The organism is Dongshaea marina (assembly GCF_003072645.1).
Classification (GTDB): domain Bacteria; phylum Pseudomonadota; class Gammaproteobacteria; order Enterobacterales; family Aeromonadaceae; genus Dongshaea; species Dongshaea marina.
Map to the genome: position 1 here is coordinate 2579180 of NZ_CP028897.1, position 23690 is coordinate 2602869.

A 23690-nucleotide genomic window follows, 5' to 3' on the forward strand; every position below is an offset into this window, starting at 1 on the left:
TAACTTTATATTGATATATTATACAATTATAGTTTTTGTTTGAAAAAAGATAATCAACTCACTCTTTTATTTATGAATGGGTGAGTTGATTAGTTACATGACAAATAATATTTATTTATGAATCTTCATAGATAAGTCTAATTGCATGGACACAAGTATCGTCACCTTTAACATCCATACCAACCACTCCATCCATTGCCCAGGATTTATTCTCTGTAGGATTATTGCTCCCACCAATATTTAAATCAACTCCTGGTCCTTTTAAAGATAGTTTGGCAATGCAGTAGCCTCCTGGCCATCCCCCCGAATGCTTCCAGGCTTCCAGGCTTGTCAATTCATTCATATTTTGCCCAGAAAGCCTATGTACACCGCCACCAGAAGGATTTCCAACATGATGCTTAGTATCACCCATGTAATCTATTATCCATCCGGATCTAAATGTAAAACTATTATCATCTGTGAAGTTAAGAGTGACTACAGGTGCTGAAGTGCGGGTGTTTCCAAACCATGATGACCTATGGTGAAATGTAATTACACCTCCACCACCTGTAGATGGATTAATGGAAACATTAGATCCTTTAGAGCTCATAGAAATTGCTATTTTATATGGATAGCCATAATAAGCCGTCACCGGAATATGATATTTTTCATCACCTGAATCATAGATTATTTTCCCTATGGTTGCTGATTTTCCATTTTTTGAAATCAAGACATGAATATCTGATGAGTTTATATTAGAAAGGATATTATTATGTTGATCTTTAAGCTCAAGCAAAATCATACCTGTTTTATCCGTTATCGAACCTTCACTCGTTGTGGTCAACTTATCATTCACCGTAACCATATAGGATGAATTTTTTGATGACACAGGCCCCGGCAGGAAAGTAACGGAACCATTCCCATTCAATCCTAGCCCCATGCTTCCATATTTTATATTTGAAGGAGAGACAGCTTCAGCCACTGTATCCGTCAAATATAGAGTATACGTCCCATCATTATGATTTATCCAGCTACCACTTTCTATAGCACTCCCGCCTAATTGCTGATTAAACTGGGATACGATTCCATTTGTTACCGGGTTTTTATACATATCTCTTAAAGTTACTCTTAAAACGGCCGCATCCACACCATTTGCTATATTTTTAGAGGGCACGGCCCAATCTATGGCATAGTCCGAATTTGACTGTACTGCGGGACCAGACTCAAAAACGACTGAAGATTCGTCATCTGAATTAGCTGTTATTGAATGAGTATCAAGAGAAACTTTGACCCTAACTTTTTCTGCCTTTTGATCTGTGAATCTAGCCACGAAATGTCCTACAGGCTGATCTTTACTTGAAAAAGTTACAGATGGTTTTTCTCCACTATAACCATCAAAATTAGCACTAATATCTCCTATACTAAATCCTCTGGTAGTTGGATTTCCATATGAGTCCTTAGCAATGAACGTAATTTGTGCGTTTTGATTGACTATTAATTCTGTGGGAGACACTTCATATCTAGAGCTACTTATATTAACGTTACCAGCAGTAAAAGTTAACACTTTAGGGCTACCCAAGACTCTAATGTGATTATATGTTGCGACCAAGGTAGCCGACTCAGCTTTGGTGTCATCGATTGTGACCTGCACCTTACCTCCCGTAACACCCTGCTTCTCTTTCATGCTTGCAGAGCCTGGTACTGTAAGGTTGAACTTGGTGGCATTTACCTGCGCTATGGTCGGGACTCCTATCAAAGGATTGCCATGAGCATCTTTCAGCTGAACCGTCGCCACGATCGGCTCCCCTGCCGCTACACTCCTGTTATCGACAGAAAGCACTGAAGATCCCGCATCAACATCTCCTGCATTGAAAGTCAGGGGCTGTGGGCTATTCACCACCTGGGCACCTTCATAGGTTGCCTCCAGAGTAGCCGACTCCGCCTTGGTGTCATCGATTGTCACCTGTACCTTACCACCCGTGACCCCCTGCTTCTCTTTCATGCTTGCAGAGCCAGGTACTGTAAAGGTGAACTTGGTGGCATCCACCTGCGCTATGGTCGGGACTCCTGTCAAAGGATTACCATGCGTATCTTTCAGCTGAACCGTCGCCACGATCGGATCCCCTGCCGCTACACTCCTGTTATCGACAGAAAGCACTGAAGATCCCGCATCAACATTGCCTGTATTGAAGATCAGATTTTGTGGGCTATTTACCACCTGGGCACCTTCATAGGTTGCCTCCAGAGTGACCGACTCCGCCTTAGCATCATCGATTGTGACCTGCACCTTACCACCCGTGACACCCTGCTTCTCTTTCATGCTTGCAGATCCTGGTACTGTAAAGTTGAACCTGGTGGCATCCACCTGCGCTGCGGTCGGGACTCCTTTCAAAGGATTGCCATGAGCATCTTTCAGCCGAACCGTCGCTACGATCGGATCCCCTGCCGCTACACTCCTGTTATCGACAGAAAGCACTGAAGATCCCGCATCAACATTGCCTGTATTGAAGATCAGATTTTGTGGGCTATTCACCACCTGGGCACCTTCATAGGTTGCCTCCAGAGTAACCGACTCCGCCTTGGTGTCATCGATTGTGACCTGCACCTTACCTCCCGTAACACCCTGCTTCTCTTTCATGCTTGCAGAGCCTGGTACTGTAAAGGTGAACTTGGTGGCATCCACCTGCGCTATGGTCGGGACTCCTTTCAAAGGATTACCATGCGTATCTTTCAGCTGTACCGTCGCCACAATCGGATCCCCTGCCGTTACACTCCTGTTATCGACAGAAAGCACTGAAGATCCCGCATCAACATTACCTGTAGTGAAGGTCAGGGGCTGTGGGCTATTTACCACCTGGACGCCTTCATAGGCTGCCTCAAGCATAACCGACTCCGCCTTGGTGTCAGCAATTGTGACCTTTACCTTACCACCTGTGATAGCCTGCTTCTCTTTCATGCTTGCAGAGCCTGGCACCCTGAGACTAAACTGCGTGGCATCTACCTGCGCTGTGGTCGGGACTCCTGTCAAAGGATTACCATGCGTATCTTTAAGCTGAACTGTCGCTATGATTAGTTCTCCTGCCAATACTGAATTATTACTGACTGCCAGTACTCCCTGATTTGGAACGCCCAAATTATAAGTTAGTTTTTGTGGGCTATTCATCACCTGGGCACCTTCATAGGTTGCCTCCAGAGTGACCGACTCCGCCTTGGTGTCATCGATTGTGACCTGCACCTTACCTCCCATAACACCCTGCTTCTCTTTCATGCTTGCAGAGCCTGGTACTGTAAAGTTGAACTTGGTGGCATCCACCTGCGCTATGGTCGGGACTCCTGTCAAAGGATTACCATGCGTATCTTTCAGCTGAACCGTCGCCACGATCGGATCCCCTGCCGCTACACTCCTGTTATCGACAGAAAGCACTGAAGATCCCGCATCAACATTGCCTGTATTGAAGATCAGATTTTGTGGGCTATTTACCACCTGGGCACCTTCATAGGTTGCCTCCAGAGTAACCGACTCCGCCTTGGCATCATCGATTGTCACTTGCACTTTACCTCCCATAACACCCTGCTTCTCTTTCATGCTTGCAGAGCCTGGTACTGTAAAGTTGAACTTGGTGGCATCTACCTGCGCTGCGGTCGGGACTCCTTTCAAAGGATTGCCATGAGCATCTTTCAGCCGAACCGTCGCTACGATCGGATCCCCTGCCGCTACGCGCGTGTTATCGACAGAAAGCACTGAAGATCCCGCATCAATATTGCCTGTAGTGAAGGTCAGGGGCTGTGGGCTATTCACCACCTGGGCACCTTCATAGGCTGCCGCCAGAGTGACCGACTCCACCTTCCTATCATCGATTGTGACCTGTACCTTACCACCCGTGACACCCTGCTTATCTCCCATTCTTGCAGAGCCTGGTACTGTAAAGTTGAACTTGGCGGCATCCACCTGCGCTGTGGTCGGGACTCCTGTCAAAGGATTACCATGAGCATCTTTCAGCTGTACCGTCGCCACAATCGGATCCCCTGCTGCTACACTCCTGTTATCGACAGAAAGCACTGAAGATCCCGCATCAACATTACCTGTAGTGAAGGTCAGGGGCTGTGGGCTATTTACCACCTGGACGCCTTCATAGGCTGCCTCAAGCATAACCGACTCCGCCTTGGTGTCAGCAATTGTGACCTTTACCTTACCACCTGTGATAGCCTGCTTCTCTTTCATGCTTGCAGAGCCTGGCACCCTGAGACTAAACTGCGTGGCATCCACCTGCGCTGTAGTCGGAACTCCTGTCAAAGGATTACCATGCGTATCTTTCAGCTGCACCGTCGCTACGATCGGCTCACCTGCCGCTACATGCGTGTTATCGACAGACAGCACTGAAGATCCCGCATCAACATTACCTGTAGTGAAGGTCAGGGGCTGTGGGCTATTCACCACCTGGGCACCTTCATAGGCTGCCTCAAGCATAACCGACTCTGCCTTGGCATCAGCAATTGTCACCTGCACCTTACCGCCGGTGACACCCTGCTTATCTTCCATGCTTGCAGAGCCTGGCACTCTGAACCTGAACTGGGTGGCATTCACCTGTGCCTTGGTTGGTATTCCAGTTAACGTGTTACCATGAGCATCTTTCAGCTGCACCGTAGCGACTATGGGCTCCCCGGTCTCCACCTTATTGACATCTACTGACAGCATTGAGCTCTTCGCTGAAGCTGGACCTGCTATGAAGTGAATAACATCTCCTGAATGATTCATAATTGGAGAATTATTGATCTCTATCTCTAGTTTATAGGCACCTGACTGCGTATTTGAAAAATTGGCATAGTAGATTCCTGGCTCCTGTAATGACTCGACAAGAGAAGCGGTGATTTTATTTGAACTAGATTTTTGCGGAATAGCAACTGCTACTAAGTTTTTCAAATACCCTGTTGATGGTTCTGAATCAATTGATTTTAAAGATATTCTAATCACATCATTACTTTTTCCATCTGCTATTGCATTATCTTGAGTGATCATATAGCTCGATCTAGTTACATCTGGCCTCGCATCATTTAAGTCAACGTGAACAACATCGCTCAATTCAGCACCTTTAGAGTCTACAACCCTATAATGAACATCATATGAGTTAAGCGGGCTCTCTGCACCAACCTTACCTTTAACAAGTGTATGATGTTCATCAGAAAAATCTACACCATAGACATTATTTACAAACTCATCACCACTTACTTCATACTTATAGGGTGGCTTACCCCCCGAAACTGATATCAAGGGTAATGATTCATCTACAGATGTATTTCTCACCCAGTGAAACGGACCATTGTTGATGATTTTTAATGTCGATGAATTTATTTTAGTTTGTGCGTGTGCAGTTGCGTTTGTAACCGTATCAGTCACTGAAATTGAAATATTTCTATCTATATCAATCTTTGAGCTGCGAGTTTTTTTTAGTGAGTTACTCAAAGGAAACAAATGAATCTCGTCTTTATCCTTTCCTATAATACATTTTCCATTCAACTTAGCATAACCGCCATATCCTTGTATCTCACATTTAAGGTTATCTTGCTCAGTTGGCAATGCTGATATCCCAAATTTTATAATTCTCTCACTATTTGGAACATGGTAATAAGAAGATTTTAACCCTATTATATGAATACCATTTTTAGGATTTGGAGTTATGTCAACAACCGTTCTTGCATTCAAATAACTACCGTCACTGGTTCTCGCTTGAATGTGCAACGGATAGCTATTTAATGAGGACACTCCCAAGTTTCTCTCACCTGATTTACTATATATATATAATGGAGCTTTAAATAAAGGCCTCTTTATATTATTTTTGTCTAGATACTTTGAACCTAACTCATCCCATTCATAGCTTTTTATCTTATCCTCGTATTGAACACTTAGTGGCAGTATCTCTGAACTACCGCCAGATATTTTTATTGTTGCAGGAAGCGATATTCTAGGCTCAATTTTTTTGGTATCCAGGACCACTCGGTAAGAGCGTGCAACCTTATCGAATAACTTATCCTTAAGGTGTGTCACAACTGGATTAAATTGAAATTCAAGCTGTTTTTTTAACGGAACACCAAACCGATAACTCAAAGAAAGGTTTGCAGTATCATTTGCTTCTCCACCCTGAATTTTCTCATGTTGAACAGACAGATGAACCAATGACATAGGTTGATAGTTTAACCCAACCCCCCAGTTTATTGGGTTCCGATAAAATTGCTCAGTCCCCATGGGATCCACCTGATCGCCATACCACTGCTCTATCTTAGAAGTCACTTGGATCTGAGGATAAAAAGGAAGCGCCTGTTTCAGTCGCAAATCCCAGCCATTGGCGGGTCTTTCCATCCGATCCTTGTAGTAATCGGACTCATGCCAGTCGGTAAGCCTACCATAGATATTTGTGCTGATATCGGACAGATCACTCTTGTACTCACCTCCAAGACTCATCCTCTGGTTGTGGCCAGACAGATCATTGTCCCAGAAGAGGTTCCCTCCCCACATATGAGTATTGTCATCAGAGATACTCCGGTATCCAACCCCTAAGTTAAGCGTGTTACGCTCTGACTGATGGTTATAGCCAGGTTGCATAAAAACGGCGCTTTTGTTCGTCTCTGGCATCCACAGCGGAATCATGGTAGATAAACTATATTTGCCATTTTGCAGGGATGAATAGCTGCTACCTATCTGCATATTTTTGAAAAGTGGGTGATTGATCCGATGAATTGCATCGACTCCCGTTTGGTATAAAGCATCTTGCGAACTTGAGATGAGTTGTTGCTTCGCATTTTCAGAGTCAAATTTAGGAACAGTCACCTCGGTACCAGAAACGGATAGCTGTGCTCTTTTCTTACTATGCTCAGCCCTACTTTCCGGTATCTTCCCAAAGGTTCTATGTGCCTGGAATAAAGCTATATCATTCCTTCTTTGCTTCTTGTTCCAGGCCTTCGCGACATCCTGAGCTTTTTTATCTTTGAGTGGCAGGAGTTTTCTATATGGCGCCTCAATCCCCATCAAAGATGAATCAAGGTTATTCTTGAAGTGATTTACAACTCTTGCCTTATGCTCGACATTACTCTTCGATGTCGAATCAAGTGATTCATGATGTTCCCTAGTTGAAACACTTCCAGATGACTCTCCCTGTGCAAGAGCAGTGATTGAAGATATCGAAAAACAAACAAGAATAATTAACACAGCATATTCAAAAAAATATTTTTTACTCATCATATACATCTCGTATAAGCATCAAGATATTACACTGCCATTTGATATCAATTATTAATCAAAAAAAAAGGAATAGATATGGGGAGATACCCCCATATCTATCCCTTTTTGGATGGTGCTACTATTAATTAATAGCTTTAACTATATAGGCAAGATAGAGAAAGCCCATTAAATGATAATATTTATCCACCATTCATAAGAACTGTATATTAAATTACTCCAGGCCTCTCTGATTTGCATAATTGATCACATCAGCCATATTACGAGCACCCAGCTTCTGCATAATATTTGACCTGTGGTTCTCAACGGTTTTTAGACTAATACAGAGCTCTTCTGAGATCTCTCGACTCTTATAACCTGATGCGATAAGTTTAACGATCTGCTTTTCTCTGACAGAGAGCTTACCCTTGCTAGGCTTCTCGTTATCAGGATTAGAAATAACTTCATAATTACAAAAATACCGCCCTCCAGCGATCACTGTACGGATCGCAGCAAGCAGCTCCTGCTCATCACTGTTCTTAGAAACAAATCCCGACGCACCGGCATCAATCACTTCATTAATAATATTCGTGTTATCCAAAGATGTTATGACAAGGATCTGGATATTCTCCCAGCGCCGCTTGATCTGATTGATTACATCGATGCCATGCATATCCGGAAGCATCAGATCCAAAATGATAATATCGACCCTATTATTTAAACAATAATTATATACGGACTTACCATCATGCAGCATATCCAGGACTTCAACATTAGAGTACCCGGACAATATCTTACTTAAAGCACCGGATATCAGTGGATGATCATCTACAATTAAAATCTTTTTATTCATGATGGTATTACTCCTTTTCCCTATTCTGAGAGTAACATCTCCCTAGTATAGAGAAATAACAACAAAGGAACCAGATAAAAGGCAGCCAGCGGTGGTGAAAGGGCTTAGTAAACTCACGTGACTAAGAGTGGGATTTACCGCTGACTGCCCGAACATCATAAAACACCTATACCTCAGTGCATATGGGGGGATACCCCCAGCATGTCTGCATGGATGCCAAAGGTATGATCCAGGTCATTGCATAACCTGGCATCGACTCATCAATGATAGGCGGCATATTCCATACCGCAAGCATACTTACTCTTCAGGCTTAAGATCCTGGATCAAGGCTTCAATCTCGCTGAGCGTCAAATCAATCTTTGCATCCCAGGAAAGCTCTCTATCATCAAGCACGCTGGATAGTTTAAAAAGCTCTTTCAACCCAGCGGTTCCGGCACAGCCTCTCAGAGCATGGATCGCCTCAAAAAACTCCTCTTTCTGCGACTTAAGATAAGCCTGACGAGCCTTGTTAAAATAGAGCCAAAGATCATCTTCAATAACTTCGGAGCCAATCAGACTTCGCTGTTTCGATTTTCTGGCTGACAAGTCGATCCCCCGCTGAATTTGGTAGTCAATCGCACGGTTAAGCACATCGTTAAGACTTTCACGCGATACAGGCTTCACCAGATAACCATCCATCCCTAAAGCCAATATGCTGCTGATCTCTTTCGTCTCTGCGTGTGCAGAGATTGCAATGATCATGGCCTCCGGATCTAAGATCTCACTAGACTCATCCTTCCAACTACGGTAGGTTTCGCGACCATCCATCTCAGGCATTCTCAGATCCAGCAGGACCAGATCAAAGATAGTGACTCTTCCCATCTCCAGGGCTTCAACACCACTTTTAGCCAGAAATACTTCATGGCCAAGCTGACTGAGCATCTGACCAATAAGGACCCGGTTTGTTTTTACATCATCCACAATAAGCACTTTCAACGACCAGGGTTGAAGCTCCTCCTTGGACGATACACTTTTTGTAGATACGTTTGACTCACATACCTGGTGAAGCCATTGGTATAATCGCCCGGGCAAATACCTCAGAGACTCATCAAGCTGAGCTTGCGCTGTTATTTTTAGCTCAAGCTCCCACATTGCAAGCTGAGGCTTCAGGCTGGGAGCAATCTCCACGGGCCTTTTCCGAAAATCTGATATCCTGTTGTCGGCGCCCTTTTCAACAGGCAGGCATAAGGTAAACTCACTGCCGATCCCCAGCCTGCTACTTACCTTGATCTCTCCACCCATGAGCCTGGCAAGCTCCCTTGATAGGGACAGGCCGATACCTGTGCCAACACTAAACTCGCTTACTTTTTCATAGTTATCAAAAACTCTGTCGATATCCTTCTCATCGATGCCGATCCCTGTATCTTTTACATCAAACAACAGCTGTCCCTGCTGGTAAGATACTTTGAGCTGGATCATGCCATGATCGGTATATTTCACAGCATTGCCGAGTAAATTCGTCAGTGTTTGGCGGATCCGTTGCTTATCTGCGATGATGGTAACAGGTGTCCCGGGATCAACCAGCGTCTGTAGATCAACTCCTTTGTCATGAGCCTGCTGACAAATGCTCAGCATACTCTCATCAATCATCTCAAAGAGATCAAATTCCTTTACAGAAATCAGGATCACTCCGGACTCGACTCTTGAGAGATCAAGAAGGTTATTCACTATATCCAACAGTGATTTTGCAGCCGATGATGCCGTTTCAATCAGTTTATTTTCCTCCTGACCCAGCCCTAAGTTTCTCAGAATATCCAGAGACAGCATCACTCCATTAAGGGGAGTTCGTATTTCATGGCTGATATTCGCAATGTGATCACTTTTTCTTTGGTTGGCTAATTCAGCATTTTGTTTAGCCTCAGATAACTCCTCTGTTCTTTGTTGAACCTTTAGTTCAAGATTCCTATATAAATCATCAAGCTGTGAAAGGAGTTGATTAAATTTATCTGAAAACTGCCCAAGCTCGTCGTAGCGCCCCATGGGCAGGCGAACAGAAAGATCCCCAGGCTCGATGCGATCAACCGCAGTTATGAATTTCTTCAGAGGCTGTGTCAGATCTCTTCTGATCTGATAGAAAATATAAGCCACCAGAGCAATCAAAAAAATAAAAAACAGCACCAGCATGTGTAACACGGGTGGAAGGGAGGCCAGGACTATCTCAGATACTGGATAAGCCATGACAATCTTGATAGGGCTATCATGAATCGACCGTTGTACCAGCATAAATTGGCCATAGCTGTAGGTGCCATCGGCCCTCTTGGCATCTTTTGTTTCAAGGTAGGCGATCGTTGCCTTGCCGAGTTTTTTATACGCATCCCCTAAACCCAGAAGGTGATCCCTCTTATAGAGAAGGAACTGATAATAGTTCACATCTCTATCACTTTCATACTCAGATAGATCAAACTCAACGGAAAATCCAATCAGGGTATTCCCTGATATTTTCTTTGCAATATCAACGACAAAAGCACCCTGGGTTTTGTTCTTAAAGTCTCCCCAGAGATATCCATTATCTGCTGATTTTCTCAATAATGACTTGACCTCACTTTCTCGTTTCTGTAACTCTTCCGGTGATTCATATTTTCTTGAAAAAAGATACAAGTGATTTTGCGAAGAATCATATACAAATGCATCCTGATAATAGTGACTATGAATAATTCCTGCATAGGGTATAACAGAAACTCTTGTGTGCTTAACAATAAGAGTTCTTTCATCATTTGCATGATTAACAATCACCCTCCACTTTTGAGAAAAATCACTCAGATTCAGGGTGATATCATTAATTTTATTTTTATCCTTGCTGGTAACAAGCTCTGCGATCCGCTGAAGATGCTTGATCGTATTTGACCTTATATCAAAATAGGCATGCAGCATGATAACCATAGAAAAAATGAATAGCAGTATAACAATAGCAACTATTATCTTTTTTATTAGCTCTTTAGAGAGTGACACTTTAACGGCTTGATTCATAAAAAAATCCATTTTTTGACTCTGGTTAGTATATGTCCACTGTCCTGCATTGTCACACCATGAGCAGGCTTCAAAGGGACTGCACACATCACTCTCAGCCTGTGACTCGGCTAGTAAGCAACCCTCCTTAAGGGCCTGAGCGTCGGTTGCTATGAGCCAGGCCCCAACCCCTTTGAGAAGGTCCTGGTTTTTTTGAAAAACGCTCTGGAGCAGAAGAGTCCGTTTGCTAAAAATCTACTGGCTCTAATATCTCCCCAGAAATTGATATCACACAAGGAAATGACTCAGGATCCAGTGGTAGTGTCTAGGCTTCATACAGTCATGCATCACTTGGACATTAACATAGTGAACGACAAGGGATTATCAAAGCCTACCTCTGTTTCAGCAGTCATGTCTGCTCACAGGGCTCATCATTCTCAATGCAGTGTTCTTTTTGGAGATAAACCCTTAGCCAACTGTTCAAATATTGCACTACACCTGTGTGTGGATGTTATGTCACAGAGCATAGGCTTCAGAGCACACTTTTCAGGAAAACAGACTCTTGATGGATGAGGTTGGAGAGAGAAAGATGAAAGAGATAAAATTCAGCATCCCACTACAACCTGACTCGGATGGTGATCTGATCGAGAGTATTCAGGGTTCATTTAAAAACTATCTCGATACGGTAGGCGACAATCGTTTAACAGACTGGATGCAGGGCTCATTAGCTAAAATTGACAGTCGTGCCATATCAAACAGGGGCGTTGAAGTTGAGGGAATGGATATTGATGATAATAATCAATGCTTCTTTGAAATAAAGTTTGAATGGTCTATTGATTCTACCCTTGATAGCAGCTGTACAGAAGGTGTCGAGGAAGGCTGTGTTTATTTCAGGGTCAATTCAGGGACTCTGGATTGCACCCTCCCCTGCACTTAAACTCGGGTATTCCCATCGTTTGCCCTGGTTCATCAAGGGGCTTAAAACTCAATATTGTCTTGCTCAATGAGATGCCTCAGTGGCTCACCATATCCACAGGGTACTGCTGGACGTTATGAATTCATCGAGAGAGCAAAACAAGAAGCCGAGCCGCTGTCAAACTAAGCGGCCAGAAAAAACATTTGTTCCCTCTGGCTTTCAGCCGATCCGGGAGCAGTCAGAGGATGAGTACCAAAGCTGCTCCTTGCTAATAACTCATTGATTATCAGACACAAATATCTCAAAACCTGCTCAGAAAACATAGGGCAGGAGATGAAGCCTGTCCATCGCCACCAAGCCTATCATGACCACACCAAACAGCAATAATAACCCGGTCATCAGCGGTCGATTGAACACACAGTGATACTCTGAATGCAACTCTTTGATTCTCACCAATTTATACGCCATCAGTGCCGGAAGGAATATCTCCAGTATCACGGCAAAGATAGTTGAGTACTCCAGCGCAAGGATAAATCCATTGGGATAGAGGATCGCAAAACCCAGCGGCGGGATAAAGGTCAAGAGTGCGGTTTGGAGCCGTCCCTTGTGAGAATCATCCCGCTTGCAACCATCGGCAAGAAAATCAAATAGTCCAAGAGATACCCCCAGGAATGAGGTGGTCATTGCGATATTTGAAAAAGCATTGATAAAACCATTTACGGTTTTGTCATGAACCAGGTAACCCAGGGAATCGATAAAGCCTCCCACCGAGCCCCCGGTGTCAGCAATTCTCTCAAAGCTATGGGAGCCACTGAGGGGGATGATCCCAAGGGTAACCATCAACCACAGGATGTAGATCACCAGGGGGATCAGTGATGCAATAATGATGATCTTGCGCAGTGCCTTCGCATCCTTATTGCAATAGCTCGTCACGCTTGGGATCACAAAGTGAAAACCGAATGCGTTAAGAAAAATAGGCAGTGCCGCCCAGATATAACGGCTTTGAGAGTCGCTACTCAAAAGCTTTGTGAAATCAACATAGGGCATCAATAAAAGGATGGTCACTATGATCAAGATACCCTTGACCGAGAGCAGTCCCCGGATCAGATAGTCGACGGCCCGCATGCTAAAAAACACAAAAAATCCAAACACCAGGGTAAAACTCAGTGCATTGACCCAGCCAGGCAACACTATGCCCAGCCCATTTTTAAGCAGCAGATTGAGCAGGGATGTACTCCCTGAGATGTAGGCTGCTGTTGTGGCATATAGCAGCAACAGATAAGCGATCCAGGACGCGATACTCCCCGGCAGACCAAGGGTACGTTTTGCCATGGTTCCGAAGCTGTTGTTGTGATCCTCAAAGGCGAGAGTTACCTCCAGAGTCAGTAATGAGGTACAAAGCATCACGGCCCAGATCCCGATGAGCGCCAGCATAGAAACCATAAAACCAGCCCCTGCCGCCAAAATCGGTAGCGCTAACATCCCGGCTCCTATTGCCGCACCAACCAAAATAAATACACTTCCAACATGCCTTCCCTGCATTACCACTCACCTTTTCACAACTCGCTCTTTCCAACAAAGAGCGCAATTTACTTCAGGCGGGTATTATACTGATCACCCTTAGAGCACACCTAGATCTGCATTCAACATTCTTCAATCGAGTCCTCAAAATTAGACTATTTTGTCTTCCATGAGAGGGACTTTCTCCTTTTTGCCATAGCCGCTGCTGGAAGCAAATGGGGATCAGGGCTATGGTTAAGCTGTGCCCCTTATCGTACGCAGGGGATCTTGTTTGTGATCATTTCAGTAAAAGGGAGGCTCACTCATGATGAGCAGGAGCTCAATCCTTATCTTTACTCTGCTCCTCACGATCAACATTGGACATAGCAAGACACTGGAGCTGGTGACCCTACAATATCCACCCTACGAGTTTCGTGAAGATGGTGAAGTTAAAGGGCTCGCCGTTGAGCTTGTTACCGAAGCCTTTAAAAGAATGAACCAACCGATACGGATTACCCTACTGCCCTGGGCCAGAGCATTACAAGAGGTGAAACTAGGAAGAGCAGATGGGATCTTTACCGCCTATAAAACACCGGAGCGAGAACTCTTTGCCGAATACTCCTTGGAAGTGCTGATCCCTCAGACCGTATCTCTCTTTGTGCGAGCGGACTCCAGGATTAGCTTCAATGGCGATCTCTATGCGCTCAAAAACCATAGCTTTGGGGTGGTTCGCAGCATCAGTTACGGCGCTCTGTTTGATGCCTTTATCAAAAGTCCGGATATTCCTCTGCTAGACATCAGCAATTCCGGGGAGCAAAACATGAAGAAACTGTTACGTGGGCGGTTTGATATTTTGGTCAGTAATAAATATGGTGCCTGGTATATCTTGCGAAAGATGAATAAACAGGACCAGGTCAAAGAGCTGATCCCACAAATCCAGAGCGTTCCCAGCTACATCGCCTTTTCCAGAAAAAATAACCTCTCCAGGATTCGTGAACGGTTTGATAATGCGCTCAGGTCGATGCAGCGCGATGGCAGCTATCAGCGGATTGTGGATGCCTACGGAAAACCCGCACCCACAACCCGTCATAAATAACTCAACTCAGATCAGAGCACCTGAGCTATCGCCTTACACAGAGTATCCACATTCCCGGGGTTAATCCCGGCTACACTGATCCGCCCTGAATCGACCATGTAGATCCCAAACTCCTCTTTGAGGCGAGTCACCTGCTGCAGGTTAAGCCCGGAGAAAGAGAACATACCGTTCTGCTGACAGATAAAACTGTAGTCTGCCGTTGCACCATGCTCACGAAGTTTCGCCACCATCAGTTCACGCATCTGATGAATTCGCTCACGCATCTCGGCCAACTCCTGCTCCCACTGCGTACGAAGCTTAGGATCATCCAGGATAACGCGCACAACCGCTGCACCATGGGCCGGTGGGTTGGAGTAGTTGCTACGAATGATCGACTTGACCTGTGAGAATGAACGCTCTGCTTCTTCACTGTCAGCCGCGATCAGGGTAAAGGCACCCACCCGCTCCTTATACAGGCTAAAGTTCTTAGAGCAGGAGCTTGCGATCAGGAGCTCATCGTGCAGCTTGGCAAAAATCCGCAGCCCCTGAGTGTCAGCCTCAAGGCCTGTTGAGAACCCCTGGTAGGCAAAATCAAACAAAGGCAACCATCCCCCCTGCTGACTCATCTCGGCTAACTCCTGCCACTGCTCCAGAGTTGGATCGATCCCGGTCGGGTTATGACAGCAGCCATGAAACAGCACCACATCTCCGGCCTTGACCGCCGCGAGAGACTCCTTCATCCCGGCAAAATCAAGATTATGCTGCTCGGCATCATAGTAGGTATAAAATTTAACTTCGAGGCCAGCCGCTTCGAAGATCTTGATATGATTCGCCCAGCTTGGACGACTGATCCAGATCCGCTTCGAGGGAAGCTGGCGGGCGATAAAGTCGGCGGCGACCTTAAGGGCTCCGGTGCCCCCCGGAGTTTGGGCGGTTCTGGCTCGCCCGGCCTGAAGAACTGATGAATCAGCACCTAACAGCAGCTCGCGGATCAGTCGACCATATTCAACATCCCCTTCAATTGGCAGGTAGCTTTTACTCTGCTCTCCTTCAACCAGGCGCTGCTCGGCGATCTTCACCGAAGGCAGAACCGGGGTTTTACCCTGATCATCCTTGAAAATCCCGGCCCCAAGGTTAATTTTATTTTCACGGGTATCACGGCGAAACGCCTCGGCTAGTCCCAGGATTGGATCCGCGGGTGCACTTTCTATAGTCTCAAACATGCTGTTCCTTCATATTATCCGGCCAAATAACGACTCCTAAACGCGATCAGCATTTGCTTCCCCGAAGATCGCTCACACACGCCGATGGGCCTGCGGATACCACAAGCTATAGTGGGGCTCGATATTAGGAGTCGTTACTTCGGCCTCAGGTTATCGGCTGAGTTTAAGTTATCAGCTACCCCCACAAGTTGCAACGCGCCAGATCAAGGCAGAGGTAGATGAAATCACTGCTTTTTTAAGATACCCTTTGTGCAATTTTGACGACTCAAAAGTAGCTGCATGCATTCTGCTCAGACTAACACCAGTTTCTACTGGCATGATTATGAAACCTTTGGCATAAACCCTGCGACGGACCGCCCGGCACAGTTTGCCGGGATTCGAACCGATAGTGAGCTCAATATCATAGGTGAGCCTCTTGAGCTCTACTGTAAAGTCCCGACCGATTACCTGCCCCAACCTCAGGCGTGTCTCATCACAGGGATCACCCCGCAAAAAGCCAATCGCCTCGGGCTCCCGGAAAGTGAGTTTATTCAGAGGATTCATCAGGAGTTTAGTCAGCCCGGCAGCTGCATCATAGGCTACAATAATATCCGCTTTGATGATGAGGTAACCCGCAACCTCTTATATCGCAATTTTTACGATCCCTATACCTATAGCTACCAAAAAGGTAATTCACGTTGGGATCTGCTGGATGTGGTCCGTGCCTGTTATGCATTGCGTCCCGATGGCATTGAGTGGCCCACCGATGAAGAGACTGGCGATCCTGTGTTTAAGCTGGAACGTTTGAGTGCCGCCAATGGCCTTGAACACGCCAACGCCCACGATGCTGTGTCTGATGTGATGGTGACCATTGAGTTTGCCCGCCTTATCCGCAAAGCTCAACCACGCCTGTTTGACTACCTATTTAAACAGCGGGGTAAAAAAGAGGTGAGTGAGCTCATGGATATGCAGAGCCTCAAACCCTTCGTGCATGTCTCGGGGATGATCCCGGCGGCTCAGGGCTGTGTCACCTGGATGTCAGCTGTGGGGCGTCACCCACTTCAGCAAAATGCGATTATCTGTGTCAATCTGGCTAAAGATATCACCCCACTCATCGAGCTCAATGTCGAAGAGCTAAAAGCGGCACTCTATACCCCGCGCCAGGACAGGGCCGAGGATCACCCTGAAGTTCCGGTCAAGCTTATTCATACCAATAAGTGCCCCGTGGTCGCCCCTGCCAGCACCCTGAGTGAGGAGCGTGCCGAGGAGTTAGGTATCAACCGGGCTCAATGTCGTACCAGCCTCAATCTCTTAAGAGATAATCTAACCCTGATCCGAACCAAGCTAACCGAGCTCTACGATGAGGGATACGAAACACCAGATCATCAGGATCCGGATCGAATGATCTACAGCGGTGGATTTTTCTCGGCCCAGGATAAACAGCAGTTTGCGATTATCCATCGCCTGACACCCGAAGCCCTGGCTGAACAGGCGTTTGAGTTTCAGGATCCACGTCTTAAGGAGATGCTGTTTCGCTATCGGGCCCGTAACTACCCTTACACCCTAAAGGAATCAGAGCTAGCGCGCTGGCAGTCTCATCGCCAGGATTATTTTGAGCAGCACAGCCAGCCTTTCATCCTGGAGCTGGAAAATCAACTGCAGCAATATACGGATGATGAGCACAAGAGCGGGGTCCTAAAAGCCCTTTATCACTACGCCGAGGGATTGTAAGAAACCAGTCCATAAAAAAACCGCCCCCGGCATCTGGCCGGGGGCGGTATTCAGGTTGATTCTTTGGTTTACTCTGGTTGCTGTTTTGTCACTTTACGAAGAGGCCGGTATTCCTGTCTTCCATCGCTTCACGCCAGCCACCTAGCCAATGGCCCCTGGCGTCTGTCCCCTGGTAAGGACAGTCATCTTTAGCACGACCACCCAGACCCGCCTGATAACCACGTGAATGGGCTCTTTCCAAACGATCTCGTTTTTGTCTCTTCATAGGCTCTCCCCTTACGGAATGCTTTAAGATGAAAAACGGAAGAATAAAAACTAATCTCCCGTCTTTATCTTTAATGAAGAAAAATGCTCTCGTCAATGGAAAAAACCGGCCAATTCGCCTTGACAAACATTAACAAGTTGAATCGACAGTCTATTTTTTCGCCTTCCCAAAACGACGCCATAGCGCCAGCGGCAGAAGCAGACCTAACATCCAGGAGAAGGAACCACCACCTTCATTCAGATCAGGGGAGCCAGCCGGGACATTTCTGACCACATAGGAACCACTTGGATCGCTCGTCATAGTGCGGGTTAGCTTGATCATCACCGTTGTATAATTTATATCATTCGCCCAGTCATCGTAGCTGTTATACTGCTTCGCTTCTGCCAGGATATTACCACTATCGTCGACGTCTGATGCATTGGTAATCCAGTAATACTTGCCATGTTGGCTACAATCACTGCTGCTGGTACAAATGAGATCATTAAGATACCAGCTCCCCCCGCTTTGAATGTTATACATAAAGGCGACGGGCTTACGACCACTGCCATTAATCACCTGAGTATTCACCGTCTCACGACTGTCCCGCCAACCCACGACTAAGCCATCCGGATTCACAGCATTTGCAACCAAGTCCTCGCCGCTGTTAATGCTGACAGGATTGTTATTTTGGCTAACCACTGCCGAAGATGAAACCTTGGCGGTGAACATCTGGGTTGGGAAGTTATTATTACTGCTTCCCTGATACTGGTTATTGCCTACCACATAGCGGCTACCTGAGACTTCACCCGTCACCCCAATAGCCCAGCTATTGCGTAGATTCGAGCTGCTACCTGTGTCATCAGTTGGGTCAGAACCAATCGGAATGGGCGATTTAGTAGAAGGACTTGTTGAGCTAAACACCCAGAAAGCGGCTTTGTTTCGCCCATCTAAAGCACCGTTATTATCATCACTGTCATTAGCTGAGCTTGCTATATAGCCTGCAGCGTAAACTAAACTACTGCCCGTATCGTAGTTAAAGCCGTTAATTGAAGCAGTTTTGATGATGTAAGAGCTACCAGCAGATGCCGTATCAGTTCCAATCAATGACTGGGTGACTGCTGAAGGGGTCGTATTATCGACAAGCCATAAGGCAGCCGCTGTGTTATAGCCAGGGCAATAACGCAAGTCTACGCTATCTGTAGAAGTCCCATAGCTATTGTTAAATTTACTTGTATCTCCAGAGTAGCAATTGGTATAGCTTGCAGACGCAGAAGTTGTACCATCGGGGTTGCCCCCGTAGTTGAAGGCGTAAGTACCACCAACCAAATATTTATTTGAGCCAAGGTTAACAAGTGCATTCGCCTGGCTATAGGGTGAATTCCCTCCAGGAGAAAAGGAAGCCATGAGAGCTGTCGAGTTAAACTCCGCTGAGCGATTTGATGGTCTGCTACTTGTATAACCAGCCGTTTGAGGCGAGGTTTCATCAGAATATGCCGTTACCAGAGCATTACCAGATGCCGCGGTTAGATTATCGCTTGTAAATGGATAGCGATATATATCTGATGCCCCGGTAATCCCCTGACGCCACACATAGGCATAAGCATTTGGCGTCACATTACTCGGTTCCCAACGTGCATCACAGACTCCACTATCCAGCCAACAGCCCCGTTCAAAACTGAAACGATCGCTAGAGTTAAACTGAGATGCCTGGCTTAAAAAATAGAGCCATGGATTGCTCGCGAAAAAAGTCCCCGAATATTTGCTTCCATCTGGGGAGATCGCCTGTGGGTAGGGCCCAAAATTAGCTCCGGAAGGCGCTGTAGCCGATATATCGGTAATCGTGTAGTAGATGGCTGCATTCGCATTACCTGCCGCAACCGCCAACGCCAGTGCCACCGACGTAGAAACCAATTTTTTTGCATGACGCATGCTGATCATCACTCCTGCATTTTCAACATTTCAAGCTCTTCCCAGCGAGCCAGTGCCTGTTCCAGCGCCTGCTCCGCACCCGTTAAGTCACTCAACGCCTGCTGAGTCACATCCGATGGCTGAGAGAAAAAGTCCGGTTGATTTACCTGCTCCTGTAACACCTCGACCTGTTGTTCGAGTGCATCCAGCTTAGCGGGTAACTCCTCCAGTTCCAGTTTTAATTTATAAGAAAGCTTTCCTTTCCCCGAGGACGCCTTGGGCTTGCTCTTCACCTCACTCTTAGAGGACTCGACACTCTTTGCCTTCTTTGCCTCAATGGCTTTAAACTGCTGCTGTTGGCGCAGCAGTGTCTCCTGCATATCTTGATAGCCACCGATATGCTCCTCGACTATGCCATGACCGGCAAAACGCCAGCAGCTGGTGACCGTGTTATCGATAAAATCACGATCGTGGCTGACCAACAGCAAGGTTCCGGGATACTCGGAAAGCTTCTCTTCTAAAAGTTCCAGGGTTTCGACATCCAAATCATTGGTCGGTTCATCCAAAATCAACAAATTACTCGATTTTAGAAACAAGCGCGCAAGAAGTAGTCGATTCTTCTCTCCTCCCGATAAAGCCTTCACCGGAGTGCGAGCCCGGGCCGGCTCAAACAAAAAGTCCTGCAAATAGCCAAGAATGTGCCGCTTACGCCCGCCATACTCTACCTCCTGACGTCCATCAGCCAGGTTGTCGGCGACACTCTTCTCGGGATCAAGCTGAGCACGGTATTGATCAAAATAGGCTACCTCTAGCTTGGTGCCGCAACGAATCGAGCCTCCCTCAGGCTCAAGCTCTCCCAACAGGATCTTAAGCAGAGTACTTTTACCGCAGCCGTTGGGGCCAACCAGGGCGATCTTATCACCACGTTGGACCTGAAGATCAAAACCCTTGATGAGATAATCATCCTCATACCTATGGCTGATCCCCTCGCCCTCAAACACTATCTTGCCCGAGCGCTCGCCGGTGGAGGCCTGCATCTTCACCCGCCCCTTGACCTCACGGCGCTCACCACGCTCGCGGCGCATCGCCTCCAGCGCCCTTACCCGACCTTCGTTACGGGTACGCCGTGCCTTGATCCCCTGACGGATCCAGGCTTCCTCCTGGGCAAGCTTTCGATCAAACTCGGCATTTTGCTCGGCCTCAACCCTGAGCGCTTCCTCCTTGAGCTCAAGATACTTGTCATAGCCGCAGGCAAAGGAGCTCAGCATCCCGCGATCCAGATCGATGATCCGGGTCGCCAGTTTGCGAATAAAGGCGCGATCATGGCTGATAAACACGATCGCCCCCTTAAAGTCGAGGAGAAACTGTTCAAGCCATGCGATGGTATCTATATCCAGGTGGTTGGTGGGTTCATCCAGCAGCAAGAGATCGGGATCACCAGCAAGAGCCCGGGCAAGGGCCACCTTGCGCAACCAGCCCCCGGAAAGAGAGCTTAAGCAAGCATCTTCATCCAGCTCCAGAGTCGAGAGCACCTGGTGGATGCGGGTTTCAAACTTCCAGCCCCCTGATGTTCAAGTTGCTCCTGTAAGCGAGTCAATACCTTGAGGTTTTTCTCTGAAGGGTCTTCAGCTATTTTCAAAGACTGCTCATGATACTGCTTGAGGAGCTCAGCATTGCGCCCCACTCCCGAGGCCACATAATCGAATACCCGCTCATCGCTGGAAGCAGGCGGATCCTGTTCCAGGCGAGCCACCTTGAGATCGCTCGGGTAGTTACAGATCCCATCATCCAAAGCCAGTTCACCGGTCAGAACCTTGAGCAGGGTCGATTTACCTGCACCATTGCGCCCAACCACACACAAACGCTCACCCGCTTCAATCTGCAAATTAACCTTGTCCAGCAAGGGGGTCATACCAAAGGCCAGCTGTCCATCCTGGATGGTATAGATCGCCATCTTATACAGACTCCTTATGGGTGATCAGCCAGCAGTTATGGATCTGTTTATTCCGCTCAAAATCACGGGGTTGAGATTGTTTGGTAATATTTTTCGCAGTCAATCCGAGCTCGCTCAGCCCATCCTGATCCATTTTGAAGTTACGCTTATTGTTGGAGAAAATCAGCGTCCCCTCCGGGCGCAACAACCGCGCTGCATTTTTTAGCAGTGCCAGATGATCGCGCTGCACGTCAAAGGTCTCATCCATCTTCTTGGAGTTAGAAAAGGTCGGTGGATCCAGGAAGATCAGATCAAACTGAGAGCTAGTCTCCTCCATCCACTTGAGACAATCGGCGCGCTGCACCCTGTGCTGACGGCCCACCAGACCGTTGAGCTTGAGGTTTCGCTCGGCCCACTCAAGGTAAGTCGTTGACATATCGACCGTAGTGGTACTGCGCGCGCCGCCAAGGCCCGCATGCACAGATGCAGTCCCGGTATAGGCAAAGAGATTCAGGAAATCTTTACCTTTGGCCATCTCACCAATCATTTTGCGGGTATTGCGATGATCCAGGAATAGTCCGGTATCCAGATAATCCTTCAGATTAACCAGCAGCTTGGCGTTGTACTCCTGCACCTCCATGTATTCACGGCGGGTGCTGCGCTTTTGATACTGCTCCTTGCCCTTCTGGCGCTGGCGTACCTTAAGCACCACTTTATCTGGATCGACTCCGGTGACCTCAATGGCAGCCACTACCAGATCGTTAAAGCGTTGCATCACCTTATGGGGTGAAATGGTGGAAGGCGCGGCATACTCCTGGATCACCAGCCAGTCCCATAACGGTCAACCGCAGCATTGTATTCGGGAAGATCCGCGTCATACAGGCGGTAGCACTGCTGCTGCTCCTGTTTAAGCCATTTCTGAAGACCCTTGATATTTTTTTTGAGCCGATTCGCAAAATCCGGTGCTACCGGCTGAACCTCTTTTTCTGCGGCTTCCGGGGCAATGCGGTAGTTTTTAAGCTCACACTCCAGTGGCCCGTTCATGAAGCGATAGCTTTTCTCGGCACGCAATCTGAGCATATTCAAGAGCTCTGGGCTACCACTGAAAAGAGAAACTCCCCAGCCACTAAACTGCTGCTTCAGATGTTGGCCAAGTTGAAGATGCATCAGCAGCAGACCCGGAACCTCACCCAGACGAGCACCATAAGGAGGGTTTGAGAGAATATACCCCGGCCCCTCGCAAGGTGGGACCATATCCGCGACATCACGCTTTTCTAATTGAATGAGATGACTCAGGCCCGCCCGCTCAATGTTGCGCTGCGCCTTATCCAATACCTTGGCATCACAGTCGTAGCCGTAAAAAATCGGGCCCTGTACATCGTTTTTGGCCTGATAGCTTTGCTTAGCCTCGTCGCGAATCGAACGCCACATCTCGCTCTGGTGACCGAGCCAGTCTTCAAAGCCAAACCTGGCACGGAACAAACCGACGGGAAGCTTGAGCTTACGATAGGCAGCCTCAATCAGCAGGGTTCCGGAACCACACATGGGATCCAGCATGGGTTCACCCAGCCAGGCGCTACGATCAATAATAGCTGCGGCCAGGTTCTCTTTAAGGGGAGCATCGCCACTTTCGAGGCGATAGCCGCGCATGTGCAGTGCAATACCGGAAAAATCAAGAGAGACAGTCACATGAGTGCGTTTAAGATGCACATTGATCCGGATATCCGGATTTTGCTTATCCACACTGGGGCGCTTATTGCAGCGCTCAAAGAAACGATCCACAATCCCATCTTTTACTCGCACCGCACCAAACTGGGTGTTACGAATCGAGCGATTCACCCCATTGAAATCGATGGCGATATAGGCGTTTTCGTCAAAATGCTCTTCCCAGGCAAACTCTTTAACCGCCTGATACAGATCCTGCTCAGTATCGATTTCAAACTCAGTGAGCCGCAGCAGCAGACGCGAGGTCAGCTGAGACCATAAACAGACCCTGTAGGCGATCTCAAGAGGGCTCTCAAACGAGACTCCACCCACAGTTTCACGGCACTCATTGGCCCCAGCTTGGACAACTCACTCAGTAATAAACTTTCAACCCCTTTGGGGCAGGTCGCAAAAAAGCGCATCTTTCAACTATCTAGCTCTGTGACAAAG

Annotated in this window: 10 protein-coding genes and 2 pseudogenes; 3 read left to right on the plus strand and 9 right to left on the minus strand. The window is 47.1% G+C overall.

Annotated features, from left to right (window positions below):
• Positions 1 to 115 precede the first annotated feature (115 nt).
• From DB847_RS12385 to DB847_RS12395, 3 genes are all read right to left on the minus strand, one after another.
• The gene (locus DB847_RS12385) at positions 116 to 7213 is read right to left on the minus strand and encodes an inverse autotransporter beta domain-containing protein (protein ID WP_159084583.1); all 7098 of its coding nucleotides are present in this window, start codon (positions 7211 to 7213) and stop codon (positions 116 to 118) included.
• 211 nt (positions 7214 to 7424) lie between these two features.
• Positions 7425 to 8042 (minus strand): response regulator, encoded by a 618-nt coding sequence (locus DB847_RS12390; protein WP_108650990.1) that lies wholly within the window; start codon positions 8040 to 8042, stop codon positions 7425 to 7427.
• A gap of 297 nt (positions 8043 to 8339) precedes the next feature.
• On the minus strand, positions 8340 to 10607 hold the full coding sequence (locus DB847_RS12395) for an ATP-binding protein (protein ID WP_159084584.1): 2268 nt from the start codon (positions 10605 to 10607) through the stop codon (positions 8340 to 8342).
• A 1009-nt stretch (positions 10608 to 11616) separates the two neighbouring features.
• Here DB847_RS12395 and DB847_RS12400 point away from each other — a divergent pair.
• Positions 11617 to 11964 (plus strand): hypothetical protein, encoded by a 348-nt coding sequence (locus DB847_RS12400; protein WP_159084585.1) that lies wholly within the window; start codon positions 11617 to 11619, stop codon positions 11962 to 11964.
• A gap of 291 nt (positions 11965 to 12255) precedes the next feature.
• Here the strand turns inward: DB847_RS12400 and DB847_RS12405 are convergent, their stop codons facing one another.
• On the minus strand, positions 12256 to 13485 hold the full coding sequence (locus DB847_RS12405) for an amino acid permease (RefSeq protein WP_108650993.1): 1230 nt from the start codon (positions 13483 to 13485) through the stop codon (positions 12256 to 12258).
• A 283-nt stretch (positions 13486 to 13768) separates the two neighbouring features.
• Here DB847_RS12405 and DB847_RS12410 point away from each other — a divergent pair, with 283 nt between their 5' ends.
• The gene (locus tag DB847_RS12410) at positions 13769 to 14539 is read left to right on the plus strand and encodes a substrate-binding periplasmic protein (protein WP_199911553.1); all 771 of its coding nucleotides are present in this window, start codon (positions 13769 to 13771) and stop codon (positions 14537 to 14539) included.
• 11 nt (positions 14540 to 14550) lie between these two features.
• Here DB847_RS12410 and DB847_RS12415 read toward each other — a convergent pair whose 3' ends face one another.
• Complete coding sequence (locus tag DB847_RS12415) at positions 14551 to 15741, minus strand: amino acid aminotransferase (RefSeq protein ID WP_108650994.1); 1191 nt, start codon at positions 15739 to 15741, stop codon at positions 14551 to 14553.
• A 279-nt stretch (positions 15742 to 16020) separates the two neighbouring features.
• Here DB847_RS12415 and sbcB point away from each other — a divergent pair, with 279 nt between their 5' ends.
• The gene (gene sbcB / locus DB847_RS12420; RefSeq protein WP_108650995.1) at positions 16021 to 17451 is read left to right on the plus strand and encodes an exodeoxyribonuclease I; all 1431 of its coding nucleotides are present in this window, start codon (positions 16021 to 16023) and stop codon (positions 17449 to 17451) included.
• Between the two features lie 88 nt (positions 17452 to 17539).
• Here the strand turns inward: sbcB and rmf are convergent, their stop codons facing one another.
• The 4 genes and pseudogenes from rmf to rlmKL all read right to left on the minus strand — a co-directional run bounded on the left by rmf (position 17540) and on the right by rlmKL (position 23662).
• Positions 17540 to 17716 carry a ribosome modulation factor gene (rmf, locus tag DB847_RS12425; RefSeq protein WP_108650996.1) on the minus strand — a complete coding sequence of 59 codons (177 nt, stop codon included), beginning with the start codon at positions 17714 to 17716 and terminating at the stop codon, positions 17540 to 17542.
• Positions 17717 to 17866: 150 nt separating this feature from the next.
• Positions 17867 to 19624 carry a DUF3466 family protein gene (locus tag DB847_RS12430; protein WP_159084586.1) on the minus strand — a complete coding sequence of 586 codons (1758 nt, stop codon included), beginning with the start codon at positions 19622 to 19624 and terminating at the stop codon, positions 17867 to 17869.
• Positions 19625 to 19632: 8 nt separating this feature from the next.
• Positions 19633 to 21557, minus strand: a pseudogene (gene uup / locus DB847_RS12435) (ATP-binding cassette ATPase Uup).
• Between the two features lies 1 nt (position 21558).
• Positions 21559 to 23662: pseudogene (gene rlmKL, locus DB847_RS12440) on the minus strand (bifunctional 23S rRNA (guanine(2069)-N(7))-methyltransferase RlmK/23S rRNA (guanine(2445)-N(2))-methyltransferase RlmL).
• Positions 23663 to 23690 lie beyond the last annotated feature (28 nt).